Here is a 19,004-nt window from a genome sequence, read left to right as displayed (position 1 = left end):
CACATTGACCCAGTGAAGATGAGTGAAGGAGTCACCTTCACCCGCACGGGGCCAGTGTTCCGGACCTTCTGTAATCCATGCCAGGGAGGGCATCGCACAGCGTGAGTGTATTCCTTGGCACGCATCAGAACCGACTGGATGCCAAGGGGCGGGTTTCCATCCCGTCGGCCTTCCGCACCACCCTGCGCACCCTGGCCCGCGCGGGCGAACCGCTTGTAATCATGCGTCCTTCCCACCTTCATCCCTGCCTTGAGGCATGGCCCAGCGCCGCCTTTTCCGCGCTGGCCCGCCCGCTGGACGAGGTGGACATCTTTTCGGAAGACCACGACGACCTCGCCACCGCGCTTTACGCCGACGCCTATCCCATCGACGCGGACAAGGAAGGACGCATCCTCCTGCCCGAGACGCTGCGCGCGCATGCCGGCCTGACGGAACATGTGACGTTCATGGGGCTGGGCCGCATCTTTCAGGTCTGGGATCCCGACGCCGCGACCCGCCGCCGCGAAGAGGCCCGCCAGCGCGCGCGGCGCCTTACCTCCGGCAAGACGGCCGCATCCCCTGCGGAGGGATCGGCATGAGTACGATGACCACGCCCTTCCCGGCCGATGAAGGCCATGTGCCGGTCATGCTGGCGGAGGTGCTGCACGACCTTTGCCCGCGTGACGGCGCGACCTATCTGGATGGCACGTTCGGCGGCGGCGGTTATGCCCGGGCCATCCTGTCGGCCGCGGACTGCACCCTGTGGGCCATCGACCGCGACCCCGCCGCCATCGCGCGGGGCGCCGCGCTGGCCCCTGCCTTCCCTGACGGGGCCGGGCATTCCCGCCTGCACATGATCAAGGGCGGGTTTGGCGACATGGCCGCCCTGCTGGCGGCGCGCGACATGCATGTGCTTGACGGCGTCGTGCTGGATCTTGGCGTGTCCTCGTACCAGATCGACCAGGCCGAGCGTGGCTTTTCATTCCGCATGGATGGCCCGCTGGACATGCGCATGGGCGACGAAGGACCGACTGCGGCTGATATTGTCAACCGCTATCAGGAAAGCGAACTGGCCGACATCATCTATGCCTATGGCGAGGAACGGATGTCACGCCGGGTCGCGCGCGCCATCGTGGCCGCCCGCGCCGAGGCCCCGATCACCACGACGCTCCGTCTGGCGGAAATCGTGCGTTCGGTCGTCAGAGCCGACCGTTCGGGCATCGACCCGGCCACGCGTACGTTTCAGGGCCTGCGCATCTACGTGAATGACGAACTGGGACAGATCGAACGCGGGCTGGACCAGGCGCTGGCGCTGCTGGCCCCCGGCGGCCGGCTGGTAACGGTGTCGTTCCATTCGCTGGAAGACCGCCTGGTCAAGCTGGCGATGAACCGCGCATCGGGCCGCGTCCCCGCCCCGTCCCGCCACGATCCCGGCGCGATGATGCAGCGCGCGGACCGTCCGTCCTTCCACCTTGTCAGGAACAAGGCCATCCGGCCGTCGGATGCGGAATGCCACCGCAACCCGCGCGCGCGCAGCGCGCGGCTGCGGACGGTGGAACGTGTCGCGTCCTCCCCAACCACAGAAGAAATGGAACAACAGCAATGACCCGGCTCATCACGCTCTTCTGTGCTGTCATGGCGGCGGTGTCCGGGCTGTTCCTGTACACCAAGAAGCAGCAGACCTCCGCCCTTGACCAGAAAATCGCGCAGATCGTGGTCCAGACCGAACGCACGCGCGACCAGACCGCCATGCTGCGGGCCGAATGGACCATGCTGAACCAGCCGGACCGGCTGCATGTCCTGGCGGAACGCTATGCCCCGGCGCTGCATCCCGTGGCCCCGACCCAGTTCGTGCAGCTTGCGAACCTGAGCGGGCATCTGCCGCCCGTCGGCGCGGCCCCTGTCGCCCCGGTCAATCCGCGCGCGGAAATGGGCGTCTCGCTTGCCGCCGATCACGTGACCGCAGCGGCGGCGGAGGGTGCGCAGCATGCCCGCGCGCCCGTGACACTGGCACAGGCCGTGGTGCCCCATGCGCCGCCGGTAGCTGCCCCCGTCCGGCATGTCACGACACCGCGCGTGGAAACTGTCGCGCAGCGCCCCGACCGGCCGGAGCGTGAAGTCGTGCATGCCGTGCCCGACCGCGCCCCGTCGCATGCCGTGGAACATGCCCCATCCGTGATGGCCGAAAATGACGCGCCGGCATCGCATGCACCCGCCACTGTCCGCGCGGCGCATGTCGCGACGCCAAGTCATGATGTCATGCTGGCGAGCAACCGGGTCACGCCCTATCACTATCATCCCGTCCATGAGGTGTCCGACGCCGCATGGCATCCCGATACCGTGCCATCCGTGCGCAGCGGTGGCAGTTCGCTTGCCAATTCCCGCACTTCCTCCCTTCCGCCGCCCGTACCCGTCAGCAACTGACGACGGTCGCTTCCGCTGCCGGATACCGTCGGTGACATGAACGATACGCCCCGCCCACACCCTGATGATGCGCATGCAGACGGCCCCCGCCCCGCCGGCGGGAGCCTGCGCGTGCGCATGGCGCGGGACAAGATGCATGCCCGCCTGCTGGTGGTGGCGGGCGTGTTCTGCGTCCTGTTCGGCGCCGTCAGCGTCAAGCTGAGCGTCGCGACGATCATCATGCCACTGGCCCCGCAGCAGCATCAGATCGCGCCACAGGTCCCCCCCATCCCCAAGAGCGACCCCAAGGGGATGGTCGCCAATGACATCGTCCTGCCACAGGTCCATCGCGCCTCCATCGTCGATCGCAATGGTCAGGCGCTTGCGATTTCCCTGCCGGTGGCACAGGTTTACGCCAATCCGCAGGAAATGATCGACCCGCAGGACGCGACGCACAAACTCAAGCACGTGCTGCCCGGCCTTGACGAAGCCGAAACGCTGCGCCGCCTTTCATCGGCGCGGCAGTTCGTCTATGTCGCGCGTGACATTTCCCCGGCGCAGGAACTGGCGATCAACAACCTTGGCATTCCCGGCATCTATTTCGAACCCGGCGAACGCCGCCGGTACCCCATGGGGCGCGTGGCGGCGCAGATCATGGGGGGCGTGGACATCGACGACCATGGCGTCGCCGGGGTCGAACGGTATTTCGACAAGCGCCTCGACAGCAATCGCGCGCCCCTGACCCTTTCGCTCGACGTGCGGGTGCAGAACGTGGTGCATGACGAACTGCAATCCGCCATGGACACGTTCCAGGCCATCGGCGCGTGCGCGATCGTGATGGATGTGCGCAATGGCGAAATCATCGCAATGGTCAGCCTGCCGGACTATGACGCCAATGATTTCGGCCATGCCCCGGCGGACGCCCGCTTCAACCGCGCGGTGACGGGCATGTACGAACCCGGCTCCACCTTCAAGCTGCAGACGACGGCCATGGCGCTGCAGGACGGGGTCGCCCATATCTGGGACCGTTTTTCGAGCGTGCCGATCAAGATCGGCCGCTTCACCATTTCCGATATGAAGAGCGACCATTTCGACACGTGGCTTTCCCTGCCGGAGGTGATGGCCTATTCCTCCAACCCGGCGGCGGCACATATCGCGCTGGATGCCGGGGCGGCGCGCCAGCAGGAATGGCTGCGCAACATGGGATTCTTCTCCCGCGTGCCCATCGAACTTCCCGAAGCGGGACGCCCGATCGTGCCATCGGTCCATAACTGGGGCATTTCGACCGTCATGACCGTCGCGTTCGGCCATGGCGTCGCGGAACCGCCGCTTGCCATCGTCCGTGGCACGGCGGCGACCGCGAATGGCGGCTTTCTTCTGAAACCCACCCTGCTGCTGCATGATCAGGACCGGACGCCGGGCGGCAGCCCCGCGCCCGACGCCAGCGACGCGGCGGCACCCGTCCCCGGGGCGGAACGCCTGATTTCGGCCGCCAATTCCACCATCCTGCGCAAGATCCTGCGCCTCGACGTGGCTGGCGGCACGGGCAAGAGCGCGGAATCCCCCGGCTACTTCGTCGGGGGCAAGACGGGAACGGCGGAAAAGATCGGCGCGCATGGCGGATACCTCAAGCACGTCAACGTTTCCGCCTTTACCGGCATATTCCCGATGAACGCGCCGCGATATGCCGTCTATGTCATGCTCGACAGCCCCAAGGCGACGCCGCAGACGCATGGGTGGACGACGGCGGCGTGGAACGCGGCACCAACGGCATCGCACATCATCACCCGCATCGCACCGATGATGGGGCTGTTCCCTGACACCACCCATCAGCAGGCGATTGAAAGTTCGCTGTTCATCCCGATGCGGCCCGCCGTCCCGCACGGGTATCGCGCGCTGGGCCCGGGCAATGATCCCGGCACCGCGCACATGCAGCAGGCCGAAGGCAGGCATCACGGCAGCCGCCACGGAACGGGGGAAATGACATCGGACGAGGGACAGGCCGGACGCATGCACGCCGCGCGCGATGAACGGGAAGACGCACTTCCCCTGACAAACCGCCCGAAACGGGGATAGAGATGAAACTTACGACAGTGCTGCGCCGCGCGGGCCTGGTGGCGGACACGGGCGGCCATGATCCGGACGTCACCGGCATTTCCGCCGACAGCAGGCAGATCGGGCCGGGGATGATTTTCGCCGCCCTTCCCGGCAGCCGCGCCGATGGCCGCGCCTATATCGCGCAGGCCCTGCATCAGGGGGCATGCGGCCTCGTATCCACCTCGGACGCCTGTGCCCAATATGAAGGCCACGGGGTCGCCTGCATCGCGACCCATGACCCGCGCCACACGCTTGCCGTGATGGCCGCCGCACTCATGCCGGCCATGCCCGGACATGTCGTCGCGGTGACGGGCACGAACGGCAAGACCAGCACCGTCGAATTCCTGCGCCAGATCTGGCGCCACGAAGCGCGCATGGCCGCAAGCATCGGGACACTGGGGATCGTCTCCCCCGACGCCCCCGTCGCCGCCGGCCCCTCCCTGACCACGCCGGACAGCGTCACCCTGGCGAAAACGCTGTGCACGCTTGGGGAACATGGCGTGACGGATGTCGCCATGGAGGCCTCGTCCCACGGGCTGGAACAGCGCCGTCTGGACGGCGTACCCATCACCGCCGCCGGGTTCAGCAACCTGACGCGCGACCATCTGGATTATCACGGCAGCACCGGGGCCTATCGCACGGCAAAGCTGCGCCTGTTCGACACGCTGCTGCCGGATGGCGGACTTGCGGCCGCGAACGCCGACATGGACCCGGCCACGCTGGATGCCCTGCGCGCGATCGCGGCGCGACGGGGCCTGCGGCTGCGGCTGGTGGGCGAACGCGGGGATGCCATCCGTCTGCTGCGCGCCATCCCCCGGCCCGAGGGGCAGGTCCTGACGCTGGAACATGGTGGCGCCACGCGGGAAGTTTCCATTCCGCTTCCGGGACGATTTCAGGTCGACAATCTGCTTCTTGCCGCGGCACTGTCCGGTCCGCACGATGCGGACGTGAACGCGGCCCTTGATTGCCTGCCCTTCCTGACGGGCGTGCGCGGACGCATGGAACACGCGGCCACCCTGCCGAACGGGGCCGCGATCTATGTCGATTATGCCCATACGCCCGATGCGCTGGAACGGCTCCTGCTTTCCCTTCGCCCGCATGCGACGGGACGGCTGGTTGCGGTGTTCGGCGCGGGCGGTGATCGCGACCGGGGCAAGCGTCCCCTGATGGGGGACGTCGCGGCAAGGCTTGCGGACGACGTCATCGTGACCGACGACAATCCCCGCAGCGAGGAGGCAGCCTCCATCCGCCAGCAGATCATGGCCGCGGCCCCGACGGCCAGCAATATCGGCGGCCGGCGACAGGCCATTGCCGAGGGGCTGTCGCGGCTGAAGGCCGGTGACGTGATGGTTGTCGCGGGCAAGGGACATGAGCAGGGACAGATCATCGGCACGACCGTCCTGCCCTTTGACGACGTATCCATCATTCGCGAACTGACGGGCAATTCATGACAGTCCTGTGGACCCGATCCGAACTTCTTGCGGCCACCGGCGGTCATTTCCGCGCGGCATCCGATGGAAATCCCGCCCCTGACGCCACGGGCGTTTCCATTGACACGCGCACGCTCGAAGCCGGGGATATCTTCGTCGCACTGGTGGGGGAACGTTCGGACGGCCACGCGCATGTCGCGCGCGCGCTGGACAGGGGGGCGGCCGTCGTCATCGCGCATCGCGAAACCGGATCCGACGACCCGCGCATCCTGATGGTGGACGATACGCTGCGCGCACTCAACGCCATGGCGGCGTTCGCGCGCGCGCGCTTTGACGGCCGGATGCTCGCCGTCACCGGCAGCGTGGGCAAGACCACGACCAAGGAAATGCTGCGTCATGCGCTGGGGGCATGCGGTCCCACGCATTGCGCCGTCGCGTCGTACAACAATCACTGGGGCGTGCCGCTGACGCTGGCGCGCCTGCCTGCTGCCGACATGTTCTGCGTGTGTGAAATCGGGATGAACAATCCCGGCGAAATCGCCCCCCTTGCCGCCATGGTCCGTCCGGATGTCGCCGTCATCACGACCATTGCCGGATCGCATCTGGGGCACATGGGCAGTCTGGAGGCCATCGCGCAGGAAAAATCCGCCCTGATCGCCGCCCTGCCCCGCGATGGCGTGGTGATCGTGCCGGATGATGCCATCGGGCTGGATCTTTTTGTCGCGCAGGCCGGTCGCGTCGGCGCCCGGCTGTGGACGGCGGGCACGCAGCCCGACAGTACGGCGCGGCTGGATGGTTTTCAGGCCCGTCCCGATGGCTGCGACTTTCATGCGCATATCGGCGCATGGTCGGGGGATGTGCACCTGAACGCGCCGGGGCGTCACATGGCGCGCAACGCGCTGGCGGCACTGGCGGCGACGCGTGCCGCGGGCGGCGACATGGACCGCGCGGTACAGGGGCTGGCGGGTTTCCTGCCGGGTTCCGGACGCGGCGCGATCACCCCCATACTCGATGCGACGGCCAGCCTGCTGGACGAAAGCTATAACGCATCGGTGGTATCGATCCGCGCGACGCTGGAGGTTCTGGGCCAGATCCCGGCGCAACGGCGCATCGCCGTGCTTGGTGACATGCTCGAACTTGGCGTCTTTGCGCGCGACCAGCACGAATCCCTTCTTTCAGCCGTCCGCGAGCATGCGGACCTTGTTTTCTGTTGCGGCCCGAACATGAAATATCTTTTTGACCTCCTGCCCCCCTCCCTCCGTGGCGCGTGGACGCCCGATGCCGCGGCCCTTGTACCGCAGGTGCGCGCGTCGGCGCGGGCGGGCGATGCCATCCTGGTCAAGGGAAGCCTCGGGATGGGGATGCGTCAGGTTGTCGAGACCCTGCGCCACGACGTGCAGGGGGCGGCATAATGCTTTTTGACCTGTTCCAGCGTCACGCCGCGGGCCATATTTCGATCCTCAACCTGTTCCACTACATCACGTTCCGCGCGGGGGCCGCGTGCCTGACCGCGCTGATGCTCAGTCTGGCGCTTGGCAATCCGCTGATCGCGCGTCTGCGCCGCATCCAGCGCGGCGGACAGCCCATCCGCGCCCTGGGGCCGGAACGTCATCTGGTGGAAAAGGCCGGGACGCCGACGATGGGCGGCGTGCTGATCCTCGTGTCCCTGCTGGGATCGACCCTGCTGTGGGCGGATCTGACGAACGGCTTTGTCTGGGCCGTGATGATGATCACGCTGGCCTTTGGCGCGGTGGGGTTTGCCGATGACTATCTCAAGCTGTCGCGCCGCAATACCGATGGCGTGTCGATGCGCATGCGGCTGGGCTGTGAATTCGTGGTCTCGCTGCTGGGGGGGATATGGCTTGAAAGCCTGATGCCGCCGGATCTGGCGAACCATCTTGCCTTCCCCTTCGTCAAGGACCTGCTGCTGCCGCTGGGATATGCCTTTCCCGTGTTCGCGATGATCACGATCACGGGGTTCGGCAATGCGGTCAATTTCACCGACGGACTGGATGGGCTGGCGATCGTGCCGGTCACGATCGCGGCCCTTGTCTTCGCGCTGATTTCCTATCTGGTGGGCAATCACATCTTCGCGGATTACCTGCAGCTGCATGCCGTGCCGGGAACGGGCGAACTGGGCATCTTCTGTTCCGCGCTGGTGGGCGCGGGGCTTGGCTTCCTGTGGTTCAACGCACCGCCGGCCGCCGTCTTCATGGGGGATACGGGATCGCTGGCCCTTGGCGGCGCGCTGGGCGCGGTGGCGGTCGCGGTCAAGCACGAACTGGTCCTGTGCATCGTGGGCGGCCTGTTCGTGATCGAGACCCTGTCGGTCATCATCCAGGTGTTCTGGTACAAGCGCACCGGCCGCCGGGTTTTCCTGATGGCGCCCCTTCATCATCACTTTGAGAAAAAAGGATGGCCTGAATCAAAAATCGTCATACGGTTCTGGATCGTTTCCATTGTGCTGGGACTGTGTGGCCTTGCCACCCTGAAACTGCGATGACTCCATTTCCTGCGGACCTGTTTGATGGACAGACCATTGGCGTCCTTGGCCTCGGGCGCAACGGCATGGCGGCGGCGCGCGCGCTGGCGCACATAGGCGCGCGGGTGCAGGCATGGGACGATACCACGCGCCCCGACGCGGCCGCCGGGGCCGCCATACCGGGTCTGACCTTCGCCCCCTTTACGGACATGACCGGGTTTGACGCGCTGGTGATGTCGCCCGGCATTCCCCATGTCCTGCCCGCGCCCCACCCCGTCGCCGCCATGGCGCGCGCGGCGGGCGTGCCCATCCTGTCCGATGCGGATTTCCTGTTCCAGGCAGTGCGGCGCGCGGGATCGCGCGCGCGTTTCGTCGGGGTCACCGGCACCAACGGCAAATCCACCACCACCGTCCTGCTGGCCCACCTGCTGCGCCATGCGGGCATCTCCGTGGCCGAAGGCGGCAACCTTGGCCCCGCGGCCCTATCGCTGCCATTATTGCCTGATAATGGCGTCTATGTGCTCGAAATGTCCTCCTACATGCTGGAACGCCTGGGCAGCCTGCATTTCGACGCGGCCTGCCTGCTGAACCTGACGCCGGACCATCTGGACCGGCATGGCGACATGGAAGGGTACAGCCGCGCGAAGCTCCATATCTTTGACCGGCAGGGAACGGGCGATCTTGCCGTGATCGGCAACACCGTACCGCGCCATGACGGACTGGCCGCCAACCTGCGACAGCGCGGCATCACCGTCATGGAAATCAGCGGGGATGCACATGCGCCCGACCTGTGGGTCGAAAATCACGTCCTGCATGACCGCGCGGGGGCAATCGCGGACCTGTCGCATGCCCCTTCCCTTCCGGGCACGCACAATGCCGAAAATGCGGCCGCGGCCGTGGCGATCGCGCAGTGGCTGGGATGCCCGCGCGCCGGGACTGGCGCGGCGCTGGCATCGTTTGACGGGCTGCCCCACCGGCAGAAGACCATCGGCACCATCGACGGCATCCGCTTCATCGATGACAGCAAGGCCACGAATGCCGACGCCGCCGCGCGGGCCATGTCCTGCCATGACCGCATGATCTGGATCGCGGGCGGCGTTGCCAAGGCCGGCGGGATCGAGGACCTGTCGCCCCTGTTCGCCCATGTGGTCCACGCGTTCCTGATCGGGCGCGACGCCCCGCTGCTGGCCCGCACGCTGGAACGGCATGGCGTGGCCTTCACCATGGCGGAAACGATGGAACGCGCCGTGCCCGCCGCCCTTGCCGCCGCGCGGGCGGAACATGTACCCACAGTCCTGCTGTCGCCCGCCTGCGCCAGCTTTGACCAGTTCACGGGGTTCGAGGCGCGTGGCCACCGCTTTGCCGAACTTGTTCGCGCACTGGCGGGGGAACCTGACGCCACGGCCAGGCAGGCCAGGCGGTAATGGCGGGCATATCACGCATCAACACCTCGCCCATGGCGCGATGGTGGCGCAACGTGGACCGCGTCACGCTGATCTGTGTCGGCATCCTGATCGGGTTTGGCTATATCCTCATGCTGGCCGCAAGCCCGGCGGTGGCCGTGCGCATCGGCGCCTCACGCGACATGTTCATCTTCAAGCAGGTCTGCTTCCTCCTGCTGGCGGCGGGCATCGTGATCGGCACGTCGCTGCTGTCGATCCGCGCGGTCAGGATCATGGCCGCCATCGGGTTCGTGCTGGGGATCGCGGCAACGGCGCTGACCCTGGTCCACGGGATCGAGATCAAGGGCGCGCGACGCTGGATCGCGCTGCCGATGATGTCGGTGCAGCCTTCGGAATTCCTCAAGCCCTGTTTCGCCGTCGTGACCGCGTGGCTGCTGACGGAGCGCCAGACGCGACGCTATTTCCCCGGCATGCTGATCGCGCTGGGCCTGTTCGGGGTCGTGCTGCTGCTGCTGAAATCACAGCCCGACATCGGCATGCTCAGCGTGATCACGACCGTCTTCATCACGCAGCTTTTCGTCGACGGGCTCAGCCTGTTCCTTGTGGCGGGCGGCGTGGGCTGCATGGTCGCGGCCTTCATCGGCGCGTATGCGGTCTTTCCCCATGTCCGTTCACGCGTGGAGCGTTTCCTCCACCCCGAGGTGGGCGACCATTACCAGATCGACACCGCCCTGCGGGCCTTTGGCAATGGCGGGCTGCTGGGCCGTGGTCCGGGCGAAGGGCGGGTCAAGGACCTGCTGCCCGACGCGCACGCCGATTTCGTCTTTGCCGTCGCGGGCGAGGAATTCGGCATGATCGTCTGCCTGTTCATCATCGGCGTCTTTGGCGTCATCGTCATTCGCGCCCTGCTGAAGCTGCTGCATGAAAACGATCCCTTCATCGTCGTGGCGACCACCGGGCTGGTGACGGGTTTCGGGCTGCAGGCCTTCGTCAACATGGGATCGACGCTGCACCTCATCCCCACCAAGGGCATGACCCTGCCCTTCATTTCCTATGGCGGTTCCTCCGCCATGTCGGTGGCGCTGACCATCGGCATGGTGCTCGCCCTGACGCGCAGCCGCGTGGGCGACAGCCAGTTCAGCCAGTCCTTCCCCGCGTTCCTGAGCCGGAGATCCCGCACATGACCCCCCAGCGCCCCATCATCATCGCCGCTGGCGGCACGGGGGGACATTTCTTTCCCGCCGAGGCACTGGCCTGCGAACTGGTCCGGCGCGGGCGCGACGTCGCGCTGATGACCGACCGTCGCGCCGGGATGCGCCAGAGCGGCATTTTCGCCGGCCGGCCGCAGTTCGTGCTGCCCGGCGCGGGAATCGCGGGCCGCGGGATTACGCGCGCGGCCCGCGCGGCCCTTGCCCTTGCCCACGGGGCATGGCGCGCGCGCGCGATCCTGCGTGACCTGCGACCGGTCGCGGTCGTGGGGTTCGGGGGATACCCCTCCGTCCCGCCGCTGCTGGGCGCACGCCTGATGGGACGGGACCGTCCGCTGATTTTTGTCCATGAAGGCAACGCGGTGATGGGACGGGCCAACGCGTTCCTCGCGCGCTGGGCCAGCGGGATCGCGACATCCTTTCCCGTCGTCGCGAAACTGCCGCACGGCGTGCCCGTCACCCTGACGGGAATGCCGGTGCGCCCCGACATCGCCGCCGTGCATGACGTGATCTATTCCCCCTCCACCGGGACAATCAGGCTGCTGGTGTGGGGTGGGTCGCTGGGCGCACGGATTTTCAGCGATGTCGTCCCCGCGGCGCTGGCCGGACTGCCGCCCGCGTTGCGCGCGCGCATCGAGGTGACCCAGCAGGCCCGCGCCGAGGACGTGGAACGCGTGCGCGCCGCCTATGCCGACAGCGGGATTCCCGCCCGTGTCGCGCCCTTCCTCGACAACGTGCCCGAACTGCTGCGTGACGCCCATCTGGTCATCGGGCGGGCTGGCGGGTCGTCGGTGGCAGAGGTCACGGTCGCCGGGCGCCCCGCGATTCTCGTGCCGCTGCCCATCGCCGCAAGCGATGAACAGAGCGCCAATGCCCGCGCCCTGGTCGAGGCGGGGGCGGCGTGGATGATCCCGCAGGCCGAACTGACGCCCCGGCGGCTGGGCACTCAACTGACGGAACTTCTTGGCGACCGCGACGCCCTGTCGCGCGCGGCGGCGGCCGCGCGTGGCATCGGGCGGCCCGACGCCGCCGCGCATCTGGCGGACATGATAGAAGGACGCTTGCATCACATGGCCTGTGCCGCCTAATCCGGCAGTGCGAAGACGGAGACTGATACATAATGAGAGCCCTGCCCCTTTCCATTGGCACCATCCACTTTGTCGGCATCGGCGGCATCGGCATGTCCGGCATTGCCGAAGTGCTGCACATGCTGGGCTATGCGGTACAGGGATCGGACATCGCTGAAAGCGCCAATGTCGCGCGCCTGCGCGCGTCGGGCATTCCCGTGACGATCGGCCATGATGCCGCCAACCTTGGCGCGGCGCAGGTCGTCGTGACCTCCACCGCCGTGCGGCGCGACAATCCCGAAGTGCTGGCCGCGCGCGCGCGCCTGATCCCGGTGGTCCGCCGGGCGGAAATGCTGGCGGAACTGATGCGCCTGCGCTGGTCCGTGGCGGTGGGCGGCACGCATGGCAAGACGACGACGACCAGCCTGGTCGCCGCCGTGCTGGAGGCGGCGAAACTGGACCCCACCGTCATCAATGGCGGCATCATCGAGGCCTATGGCACGAACACGCGCATGGGATCGGGCGACTGGATGGTGGTCGAGGCGGACGAAAGCGACGGCTCCTTCCTGCGCCTGCCGTCGGTCATCACGGTCGTGACCAACATGGACCCCGAACATCTGGACCACTGGGGCACGGCAGAGGCGATGCAGGCGGCGTATGACCAGTTCGTCTCCAACATTCCGTTCTATGGCTTCGCGGTGCTGTGCATCGACCATCCTGCCGTCCAGCAGATGATCCCCCGCCTGTCGGACCATCGCATCATCACCTATGGCTTTTCCCCGCAGGCCGACATCCGCGCGGAAAAGGTCATCACAGACAAGCTGGGTGCTACGTTCGAGGTCGTGGTGACCGACCGCAACCGCAACCGTTCGCGCCGCGCCGGCCCGTTCCGCCTGCCGATGCTGGGCCATCACAACGTCCAGAACGCGCTGGCGGCGATCGCGGTCGGCATTGAAATGGAAATCAACGACGCGACGATCCGTTCCGCCTTCGCCTCGTTCAAGGGGGTCAAGCGCCGCTTCACCCGCACGGGGGAGACGGGGGGCATCACCGTCATCGACGATTACGGCCACCATCCCGTCGAAATCGCCGCAGTGCTGAAGGCCGCGCGCCAGGCCGGGGCGAACAACGTCATCGCGGTCATGCAGCCGCACCGCTATTCACGGCTGCAGAGCCTGTTCAACGAATTCTGCACCTGCATGAACGATGCCGGCACCGTCATCATCGCCGATGTCTATGCCGCGGGCGAACAGCCGATCGAGGGCATGGACCGCGACGCGCTGGTCGAGGGACTGCGCGAACGCGGGCACCGTTCCGTCGTCCCCCTGCCGGGGCCGGAACATCTGGCGGAAATGATCAACGCCATCGCCCGGCCGGGCGACTTTGTCGTGTGCCTTGGCGCGGGCAGCATCACCAACTGGGCGCAGGCGCTGCCGGGACAGCTTGCGGAACTGCAGTCCTCCTCCGCCCCGGCGCACAAGGGGGAAGACGCGGCGTGATGACACAGGCTGCGGCACATTCCCCCACCGTCGTGCAATGGCGCGAGGACGTGATCCACGCGCTGGCCGATTTCCGTGGCCGCCTGACGCCCGACGCCCCCCTGGGCCCACGCACGTGGTTCCGCGTGGGCGGAAAGGCGGAACTGCTGGTGCAGCCTGCCGATGCGCGTGACCTTGCGCTGGCGCTGCGCCACATCCCGCTCGAGGTGCCGGTCCGCGTCCTTGGGGCGTGTTCGAACACCATCATCCGCGATGGCGGGATTGACGGCGTGGTCATCCGCCTTGGGCGCGGTTTTTCCGAAATCGCCCATGACGGCAACGGCCTGATCGCCGGGGCGGCGTGCCTTGACATGACAGTGGCGGAACATGCCGCGACATGCGGCCTGTCGGGAATGGAATTCCTGGCGGGCATCCCCGGCGCGGTGGGGGGCGCGGTCTCCATGAACGCCGGGGCCTATGGCTCCGACATTTCCGCCATCCTCGACTGGGTGGAGATCGTCACCCGCGATGGCGAACTGCTGCGCCTGCCCGGAGGGGCGCTGAAATTCAGCTATCGCCATGCCCTCGTGCCGCAGGGCGCCGTGGTCGTGCGCGCCCGCCTGTGCGGCCAGCCCTCCGCCATACCGGTCATCCGCGAACGCATCGCGCAGATCCGCGCGGCGCGGGAGGCGGCGCAGCCCGTGCGGGCGCGCACGGGGGGATCGACCTTCCGCAATCCCGATCCTGCCACGTCCGACCGCAAGGCATGGGAACTGATCGATGCCGCCGGGTGCCGGGGGCTGAAGCTTGGCGGGGCGCAGGTCAGTGAAAAGCACTGCAATTTCCTGCTCAACACGGGAAGCGCCACGGCGGCGGAACTGGAAGAACTGGGTGAAACCGTGCGCAGGCGCGTGCGCGAACATACCGGCGTGACGCTGGAATGGGAAATCAGGCGTATCGGACGCCCCCTGCGCAAGGATGAACCGTCATGACACGTCCAAACATAACTGTCCTGATGGGCGGCATGTCCGCCGAACGCGAAGTCAGCCTGCGCAGTGGCGAGGGCGTGACGCAGGCGCTGCGTTCCCTTGGCTACCCGGTTCGCCAGATCGTCGCGGGTCCCGACCTGGGCGCGATCGTCGGCGACCTGACCACGCATCGTCCCGATGTGGTCTTCAACGCGCTGCATGGCCGCTTTGGCGAGGACGGCTCCATTCAGGGGGTGCTGGACTGGATGGGCATCGCCTATACCCATTCGGGCGTCCGTGCCTCCGCCACGGCGATGGACAAGGCGGCGGCGCGCGTGGTGTTCGAGGCCGCGGGCCTGCCGGTGGCGCGCGGGGGCGTCGTGACGATGGAAGCACTTGCCGCCGCGGACCCGATGCCCGAACCCTATGTCATCAAGCCCGTCAACGAGGGGTCTTCGGTGGGGGTGGAAATCATCCGCGCCGGGTCCAACCGTCGCGCCAGCATCGCACGGACGTGGCAGTTCGGAACTTCCGCACTGGTGGAGGAGTTCATACCCGGACGCGAACTGACGGTGGGTGTAATGGGTGAGCGGGCGCTGACCGTGACCGACATCACGCCGCATGACGCGGGGGGCGATGGCTTTTACGACTATACCGCCAAATACCAGCAGGGCGGTTCCAGCCATGTGCTGCCCGCGCGCATCCACCCGGCGGCCTTTGAACGCGCGCGCGAACTGGCGCTGGCGGCACACCGGATGCTGGGATGCCGTGGGGCGTCGCGCACCGATTTCCGTTATGACGACACGCGCGACGCCGACGGGATCGGCCGACTGGTCATTCTGGAAACGAACACCCAGCCCGGCATGACCGAAACCTCGCTGCTGCCGGAACAGGCGGCGGCATGCGGCATTGCCTATGCCCGTCTGTGCGAATGGCTGGTTGAACAGGCGACCTGTCGTACATGAAGCGTCCCGCCGACAATCTGAATGACCGTCCGTCGCGCCTGTCGATCTTCCTGCGGCGGCAGAAGCGGCTGATCCGTCCGGCCATCGCGACCCTGCTGGTATGCGCCATCGGGGCTGGGTGCGTCGGGCTGGTCCACAGGATGGGGTCGGAGGAACGTTTCGCGCCGCTGCGCGCGCGCGTGGTCAACATGCTGCCGCTGCGCATTACCGACATTACCGTCACCGGCAACGAACTGACGGGGGACGCGGCGCTGCAGGAGGCGCTTGGCGTCCACAAGGGGGATTTCATCCTCGGCTTTTCACTCGGCGCGGCGCGCATGCGTATCGACGCGCTGCCCTTCGTCGATCATTCGGTGGTCGAACGGCGCCTGCCGGGCACGATCATCGTCCACCTCATCGAACGCCGTCCCTTTGCGGTATGGCAGAATCACGGGCATTTCATGCTGATCGACCGGGCGGGCAACCAGGTGCGCGACCAGGGCATGACCGGCAAGGACGCGCAGGCCTTCATGCAGCTTCCGCTGGTGGTGGGACCGGACGCCAACCTGGCGGCGGCGTCGCTGATGGATGAGCTTTCGGCCCAGCCAGAGGTGCGCGGCCATGTCGTCGCCGCCGTGCGCGTGGGACAGCGCCGGTGGAACCTGACGCTGCGTGACGGGACCGTGGTCCTCCTGCCCGAAGGCGAGGAAGTCCCCGCGCTGAAACGCCTTGCGGAAATGCAGCAGACCATGCGCATCCTCGACCGTCCCGTCATATCCATTGACATGCGCCTGCCCGATCGCCTGATTATCCGCGAAGCCCCCGGTGCTGCCGGCAGCGACAGGCCCGCCAGCAATGACAATACGCCCCCGATTGCGGACCCGGCCGGCCTGTCCATACCGGACATGCCCCGGACCCGCCCCGACCCCGGCAATGTGCAGAGACGTGCATGAGTAACCTGATCCCCCGTCCCGACAGGATCCTGGCCCCCCGCCAGGCCCCCGCGATACCGGGCCTGCCAAGCGTGCGTCCGGCATCGGTCCCCGCCCTGCCCAATGCGGCGCGACGCGACCGGCGGGTCATGACGAACATCATCCCGATGGAGGAAGACCGCCCGCAGCGCAAGCTGAGGACGGGTCCGTTCAGCGTCCTGGACATCGGATCGACCAAGATCGTGTGCCTGATCGGCAAAGGGGAGCCGGACGGATCGCTGCGGGTGCTGGGCCACGGGTGGCGGCGTTCCCATGGCGTGCGCTCCGGCGGGATCGTGGACCTCAGGGAGGCGGAGACAGCCATCCGTGCCGCCGTCGGGCAGGCGGAGGACATGGCGACCCTGCGCAAGGACGAGATTTTCATCAACCTGTCGTGCGGCCATCCCGAAAGCCGTCACCTCAACATCCGCTGGCCCATCGGCGGGCGCGAGATCGGCGACACCGACATGCGCCGGATCACGACCGAAGGCCGCCTGCGCGCGCTGAGCGAGGGACGTTCGGCCATCCATACGCTGCCGCTGGATTACGCGGTGGACGAGACGCAGGGCGTCCTCGACCCGCGCGGCCACCTGTGCGACCACCTGTCGGCGCGCATGCATGTCATCGACGCGAACACCACCGCCCTGCGCAATGTGGAGGCGGTCCTGTCACGCGTGGACCTGACGATCGCGGGGATGGTGTCCGCGCCGCTGGCCTCCGGCCTCGCCGTGCTGAACGAGGAGGAGCGCGACCTTGGCGTCACGGTCGTGGACCTTGGCGGGGGCACGACCTCCATCGCCGTGTTTGGCGAGGGACGGCTGCTGCATACCTCCAGCATCCCGATCGGCGGGCAGCACATCACGCGCGATATCGCGCACGGGCTTTCCACCTCCATCGACAATGCGGAACGGCTGAAGACCATGCACGGCTCGGCAGAGCTTTCGTCCGGGGACGATCAGGAAATGATCCTGGTGCAGCTTATTGGCGACAACGACCATCATTATGTCAGAATTCCGCGTTCTAGGATTGTCTCCATCATTCATCCGCGCGTGGAGGAAACACTTGAAATGGTAAGCGATCGCCTGGAAATGGCGGCCCTCGGCCCCGCCGCCGACGGGCGTGTGGTGCTGACGGGTGGCGGATCGCTGCTGGAGGGAATCGGCCAGATGGCGGCGCGAATCCTGAACCGGCAGGTCCGCCTTGGCCGTCCGCGCCATATTCACGGCCTGCCGGAAAATCCGGCGACATGGCCGATGTTCGCAACCTCCGCCGGACTTCTGGCGTGGGCAGCGGGCGCGGGCGATCCCCTCAATGATACCGGTATCAGCGAGGCGCGCCCCACCGGCCTTATCCGGCGTTTCGTCGATTTCATCCGCGACAGGGTATGATATTCGCGATAAAGTCCTTATTTAATATCCTGCAAGCAAGCGCACAACGCGCGCCCCCATCCATCCCATCCCTCGCCTACGGGAGCCGACCATGACCCTGAATCTGACCATCCCGCAGCAGAACCATTCGGATTTCACCCCACGCATCACGGTCATCGGGGTTGGCGGCGGTGGTACGAATGCCGTTGACAACATGATCAACATGCAGCTGCAGGGTGTGGAGTTCGTGGTTGCGAACACCGACGCGCAGCAGCTTTCCCACAGTCAGGCCGACCGGCGCATCCAGCTTGGTCCCCACCTGACGCAGGGACTGGGCGCGGGGGCGAAGCCTGAAATCGGACGCGCGGCGGCGGAAGAGGCATGCGACGAACTGTCGCGTCATCTGGACGGCGCGCACATGATCTTCATCACGGCGGGCATGGGCGGCGGCACGGGCACGGGGGCGGCCCCGGTCATCGCCCGCATGGCACGCGAACGCGGCATCCTGACGGTCGGCGTCGTGACCAAGCCCTTTACCTTCGAAGGCGGACGCCGCGCCCAGTCGGCCGAGGCCGGGATTGTCGAGCTGCAGCAGTTTGTCGATACGCTCATCGTCATTCCGAACCAGAACCTTTTCCGGCTTGCCAATGAACGGACCAGCTGGAAAGACGCGTTCAAGATGGCTGACAACGTCCTTTACATGGGCGTGCGCGGCGTGACCGACCTGATGATGGCCCCCGGCCTGGTCAACCTCGATTTCGCCGACATCCGCACGGTCATGGCGGAAATGGGCAAGGCCATGATGGGCACGGGCGAGGCCGAGGGCGAAAACCGCGCCATCGCCGCCGCCGAAGGGGCGATTTCCAATCCGCTTCTGGAAGACACCTCCATGGCGGGCGCGCGCGGCCTGCTGATCAATATCACGGGCGGCGAAGACCTGACCCTGTTCGAGGTGGATCAGGCCGCCAACCGCATCCGCGAGGAAGTGGCTGACGACGCCAACATCATCTTCGGTTCCGCGATCGATACCAACCTGAACGGACGCATCCGTGTTTCCGTCGTGGCGACAGGCATCGAAAGCGCGGTCGAACGCGCCAGCGCCGCGACAGCCGGGGCCGCCGCCACGCCGGCGCAGCAGTCCCCTGCCCCGACGGCGGAAGCCGCGCCTGCGGCACCGCAGGCTGCTGCCGCTACCGCCGCGCCCGCG

Annotated in this window: 16 protein-coding genes; all 16 read left to right on the top strand. The window is 67.0% G+C overall.

Features of this window, described 5'->3' with window-relative positions; genetic code table 11:
* The first annotated feature begins 101 nt into the window (after nt 1–101).
* Nucleotides 102–578 carry a division/cell wall cluster transcriptional repressor MraZ gene (gene mraZ, locus NJLHNGOC_RS13735; protein ID WP_113596880.1) on the top strand — a complete coding sequence of 159 codons (477 nt, stop codon included), beginning with the start codon at nt 102–104 and terminating at the stop codon, nt 576–578.
* A complete protein-coding gene (gene rsmH, locus NJLHNGOC_RS13730; protein ID WP_113596879.1) occupies nt 575–1,585 on the top strand; it encodes a 16S rRNA (cytosine(1402)-N(4))-methyltransferase RsmH in 1,011 nt (336 codons plus the stop codon). The genes mraZ and rsmH overlap by 4 nt, the downstream gene beginning before the upstream one ends.
* A complete protein-coding gene (gene ftsL / locus NJLHNGOC_RS13725; protein ID WP_113596878.1) occupies nt 1,582–2,403 on the top strand; it encodes a cell division protein FtsL in 822 nt (273 codons plus the stop codon). The genes rsmH and ftsL overlap by 4 nt, the downstream gene beginning before the upstream one ends.
* Before the next feature lie 36 nt (nt 2,404–2,439).
* Complete coding sequence (locus NJLHNGOC_RS13720) at nt 2,440–4,458, top strand: peptidoglycan D,D-transpeptidase FtsI family protein (protein WP_113596877.1); 2,019 nt, start codon at nt 2,440–2,442, stop codon at nt 4,456–4,458.
* Nucleotides 4,459–4,460: 2 nt separating this feature from the next.
* Complete coding sequence (locus NJLHNGOC_RS13715; RefSeq protein ID WP_113596876.1) at nt 4,461–5,930, top strand: UDP-N-acetylmuramoyl-L-alanyl-D-glutamate--2,6-diaminopimelate ligase; 1,470 nt, start codon at nt 4,461–4,463, stop codon at nt 5,928–5,930.
* On the top strand, nt 5,927–7,321 hold the full coding sequence (locus tag NJLHNGOC_RS13710; protein ID WP_113596875.1) for a UDP-N-acetylmuramoyl-tripeptide--D-alanyl-D-alanine ligase: 1,395 nt from the start codon (nt 5,927–5,929) through the stop codon (nt 7,319–7,321). The genes NJLHNGOC_RS13715 and NJLHNGOC_RS13710 overlap by 4 nt, the downstream gene beginning before the upstream one ends.
* Nucleotides 7,321–8,412: a phospho-N-acetylmuramoyl-pentapeptide-transferase gene (mraY, locus tag NJLHNGOC_RS13705; protein WP_110526261.1), complete on the top strand. Its 1,092-nt coding sequence runs from the start codon at nt 7,321–7,323 to the stop codon at nt 8,410–8,412. Before NJLHNGOC_RS13710 ends, mraY begins: the two co-directional genes overlap by 1 nt.
* A complete protein-coding gene (gene murD, locus NJLHNGOC_RS13700) occupies nt 8,409–9,815 on the top strand; it encodes a UDP-N-acetylmuramoyl-L-alanine--D-glutamate ligase (protein WP_113596874.1) in 1,407 nt (468 codons plus the stop codon). Before mraY ends, murD begins: the two co-directional genes overlap by 4 nt.
* Nucleotides 9,815–10,978 carry an FtsW/RodA/SpoVE family cell cycle protein gene (locus NJLHNGOC_RS13695; RefSeq protein ID WP_110526255.1) on the top strand — a complete coding sequence of 388 codons (1,164 nt, stop codon included), beginning with the start codon at nt 9,815–9,817 and terminating at the stop codon, nt 10,976–10,978. Before murD ends, NJLHNGOC_RS13695 begins: the two co-directional genes overlap by 1 nt.
* Nucleotides 10,975–12,090, top strand: a complete 1,116-nt coding sequence (murG, locus tag NJLHNGOC_RS13690; protein ID WP_113596873.1) for an undecaprenyldiphospho-muramoylpentapeptide beta-N-acetylglucosaminyltransferase — start codon at nt 10,975–10,977, stop codon at nt 12,088–12,090. The genes NJLHNGOC_RS13695 and murG overlap by 4 nt, the downstream gene beginning before the upstream one ends.
* 32 nt (nt 12,091–12,122) lie before the next feature.
* Nucleotides 12,123–13,568, top strand: coding sequence for a UDP-N-acetylmuramate--L-alanine ligase (murC, locus tag NJLHNGOC_RS13685; RefSeq protein WP_113596872.1), 1,446 nt, complete (start codon nt 12,123–12,125; stop codon nt 13,566–13,568).
* Complete coding sequence (gene murB, locus NJLHNGOC_RS13680; protein ID WP_113596871.1) at nt 13,568–14,539, top strand: UDP-N-acetylmuramate dehydrogenase; 972 nt, start codon at nt 13,568–13,570, stop codon at nt 14,537–14,539. Before murC ends, murB begins: the two co-directional genes overlap by 1 nt.
* Nucleotides 14,536–15,480 (top strand): D-alanine--D-alanine ligase, encoded by a 945-nt coding sequence (locus tag NJLHNGOC_RS13675; RefSeq protein WP_113596870.1) that lies wholly within the window; start codon nt 14,536–14,538, stop codon nt 15,478–15,480. Before murB ends, NJLHNGOC_RS13675 begins: the two co-directional genes overlap by 4 nt.
* Nucleotides 15,477–16,412: a cell division protein FtsQ/DivIB gene (locus NJLHNGOC_RS13670; protein ID WP_113596869.1), complete on the top strand. Its 936-nt coding sequence runs from the start codon at nt 15,477–15,479 to the stop codon at nt 16,410–16,412. Before NJLHNGOC_RS13675 ends, NJLHNGOC_RS13670 begins: the two co-directional genes overlap by 4 nt.
* Nucleotides 16,409–17,818, top strand: coding sequence for a cell division protein FtsA (ftsA, locus tag NJLHNGOC_RS13665; protein WP_113596868.1), 1,410 nt, complete (start codon nt 16,409–16,411; stop codon nt 17,816–17,818). The genes NJLHNGOC_RS13670 and ftsA overlap by 4 nt, the downstream gene beginning before the upstream one ends.
* A 91-nt stretch (nt 17,819–17,909) precedes the next feature.
* On the top strand, nt 17,910–19,004 hold a 1,095-nt coding region (gene ftsZ, locus NJLHNGOC_RS13660), incomplete at its 3' end, for a cell division protein FtsZ (RefSeq protein WP_113596867.1).

Source organism: Novacetimonas cocois, assembly GCF_003311635.1.
Taxonomy (GTDB): Bacteria; Pseudomonadota; Alphaproteobacteria; order Acetobacterales; family Acetobacteraceae; genus Novacetimonas; species Novacetimonas cocois.
This window is presented reverse-complemented; position numbering and strand designations above follow the sequence as displayed.

Coding starts and splice junctions, on each gene's coding strand:
- murB (WP_113596871.1), top strand. CDS start 13,568: ATGACACAGGCTGCGGCACATTCCCCCACCGTCGTGCAATGGCGCGAG.
- ftsA (WP_113596868.1), top strand. CDS start 16,409: ATGAGTAACCTGATCCCCCGTCCCGACAGGATCCTGGCCCCCCGCCAG.
- NJLHNGOC_RS13695 (WP_110526255.1), top strand. CDS start 9,815: ATGGCGGGCATATCACGCATCAACACCTCGCCCATGGCGCGATGGTGG.
- NJLHNGOC_RS13720 (WP_113596877.1), top strand. CDS start 2,440: ATGAACGATACGCCCCGCCCACACCCTGATGATGCGCATGCAGACGGC.
- murC (WP_113596872.1), top strand. CDS start 12,123: ATGAGAGCCCTGCCCCTTTCCATTGGCACCATCCACTTTGTCGGCATC.
- rsmH (WP_113596879.1), top strand. CDS start 575: ATGAGTACGATGACCACGCCCTTCCCGGCCGATGAAGGCCATGTGCCG.
- NJLHNGOC_RS13670 (WP_113596869.1), top strand. CDS start 15,477: ATGAAGCGTCCCGCCGACAATCTGAATGACCGTCCGTCGCGCCTGTCG.
- murD (WP_113596874.1), top strand. CDS start 8,409: ATGACTCCATTTCCTGCGGACCTGTTTGATGGACAGACCATTGGCGTC.
- ftsL (WP_113596878.1), top strand. CDS start 1,582: ATGACCCGGCTCATCACGCTCTTCTGTGCTGTCATGGCGGCGGTGTCC.
- NJLHNGOC_RS13715 (WP_113596876.1), top strand. CDS start 4,461: ATGAAACTTACGACAGTGCTGCGCCGCGCGGGCCTGGTGGCGGACACG.
- murG (WP_113596873.1), top strand. CDS start 10,975: ATGACCCCCCAGCGCCCCATCATCATCGCCGCTGGCGGCACGGGGGGA.
- NJLHNGOC_RS13675 (WP_113596870.1), top strand. CDS start 14,536: ATGACACGTCCAAACATAACTGTCCTGATGGGCGGCATGTCCGCCGAA.
- NJLHNGOC_RS13710 (WP_113596875.1), top strand. CDS start 5,927: ATGACAGTCCTGTGGACCCGATCCGAACTTCTTGCGGCCACCGGCGGT.
- mraY (WP_110526261.1), top strand. CDS start 7,321: ATGCTTTTTGACCTGTTCCAGCGTCACGCCGCGGGCCATATTTCGATC.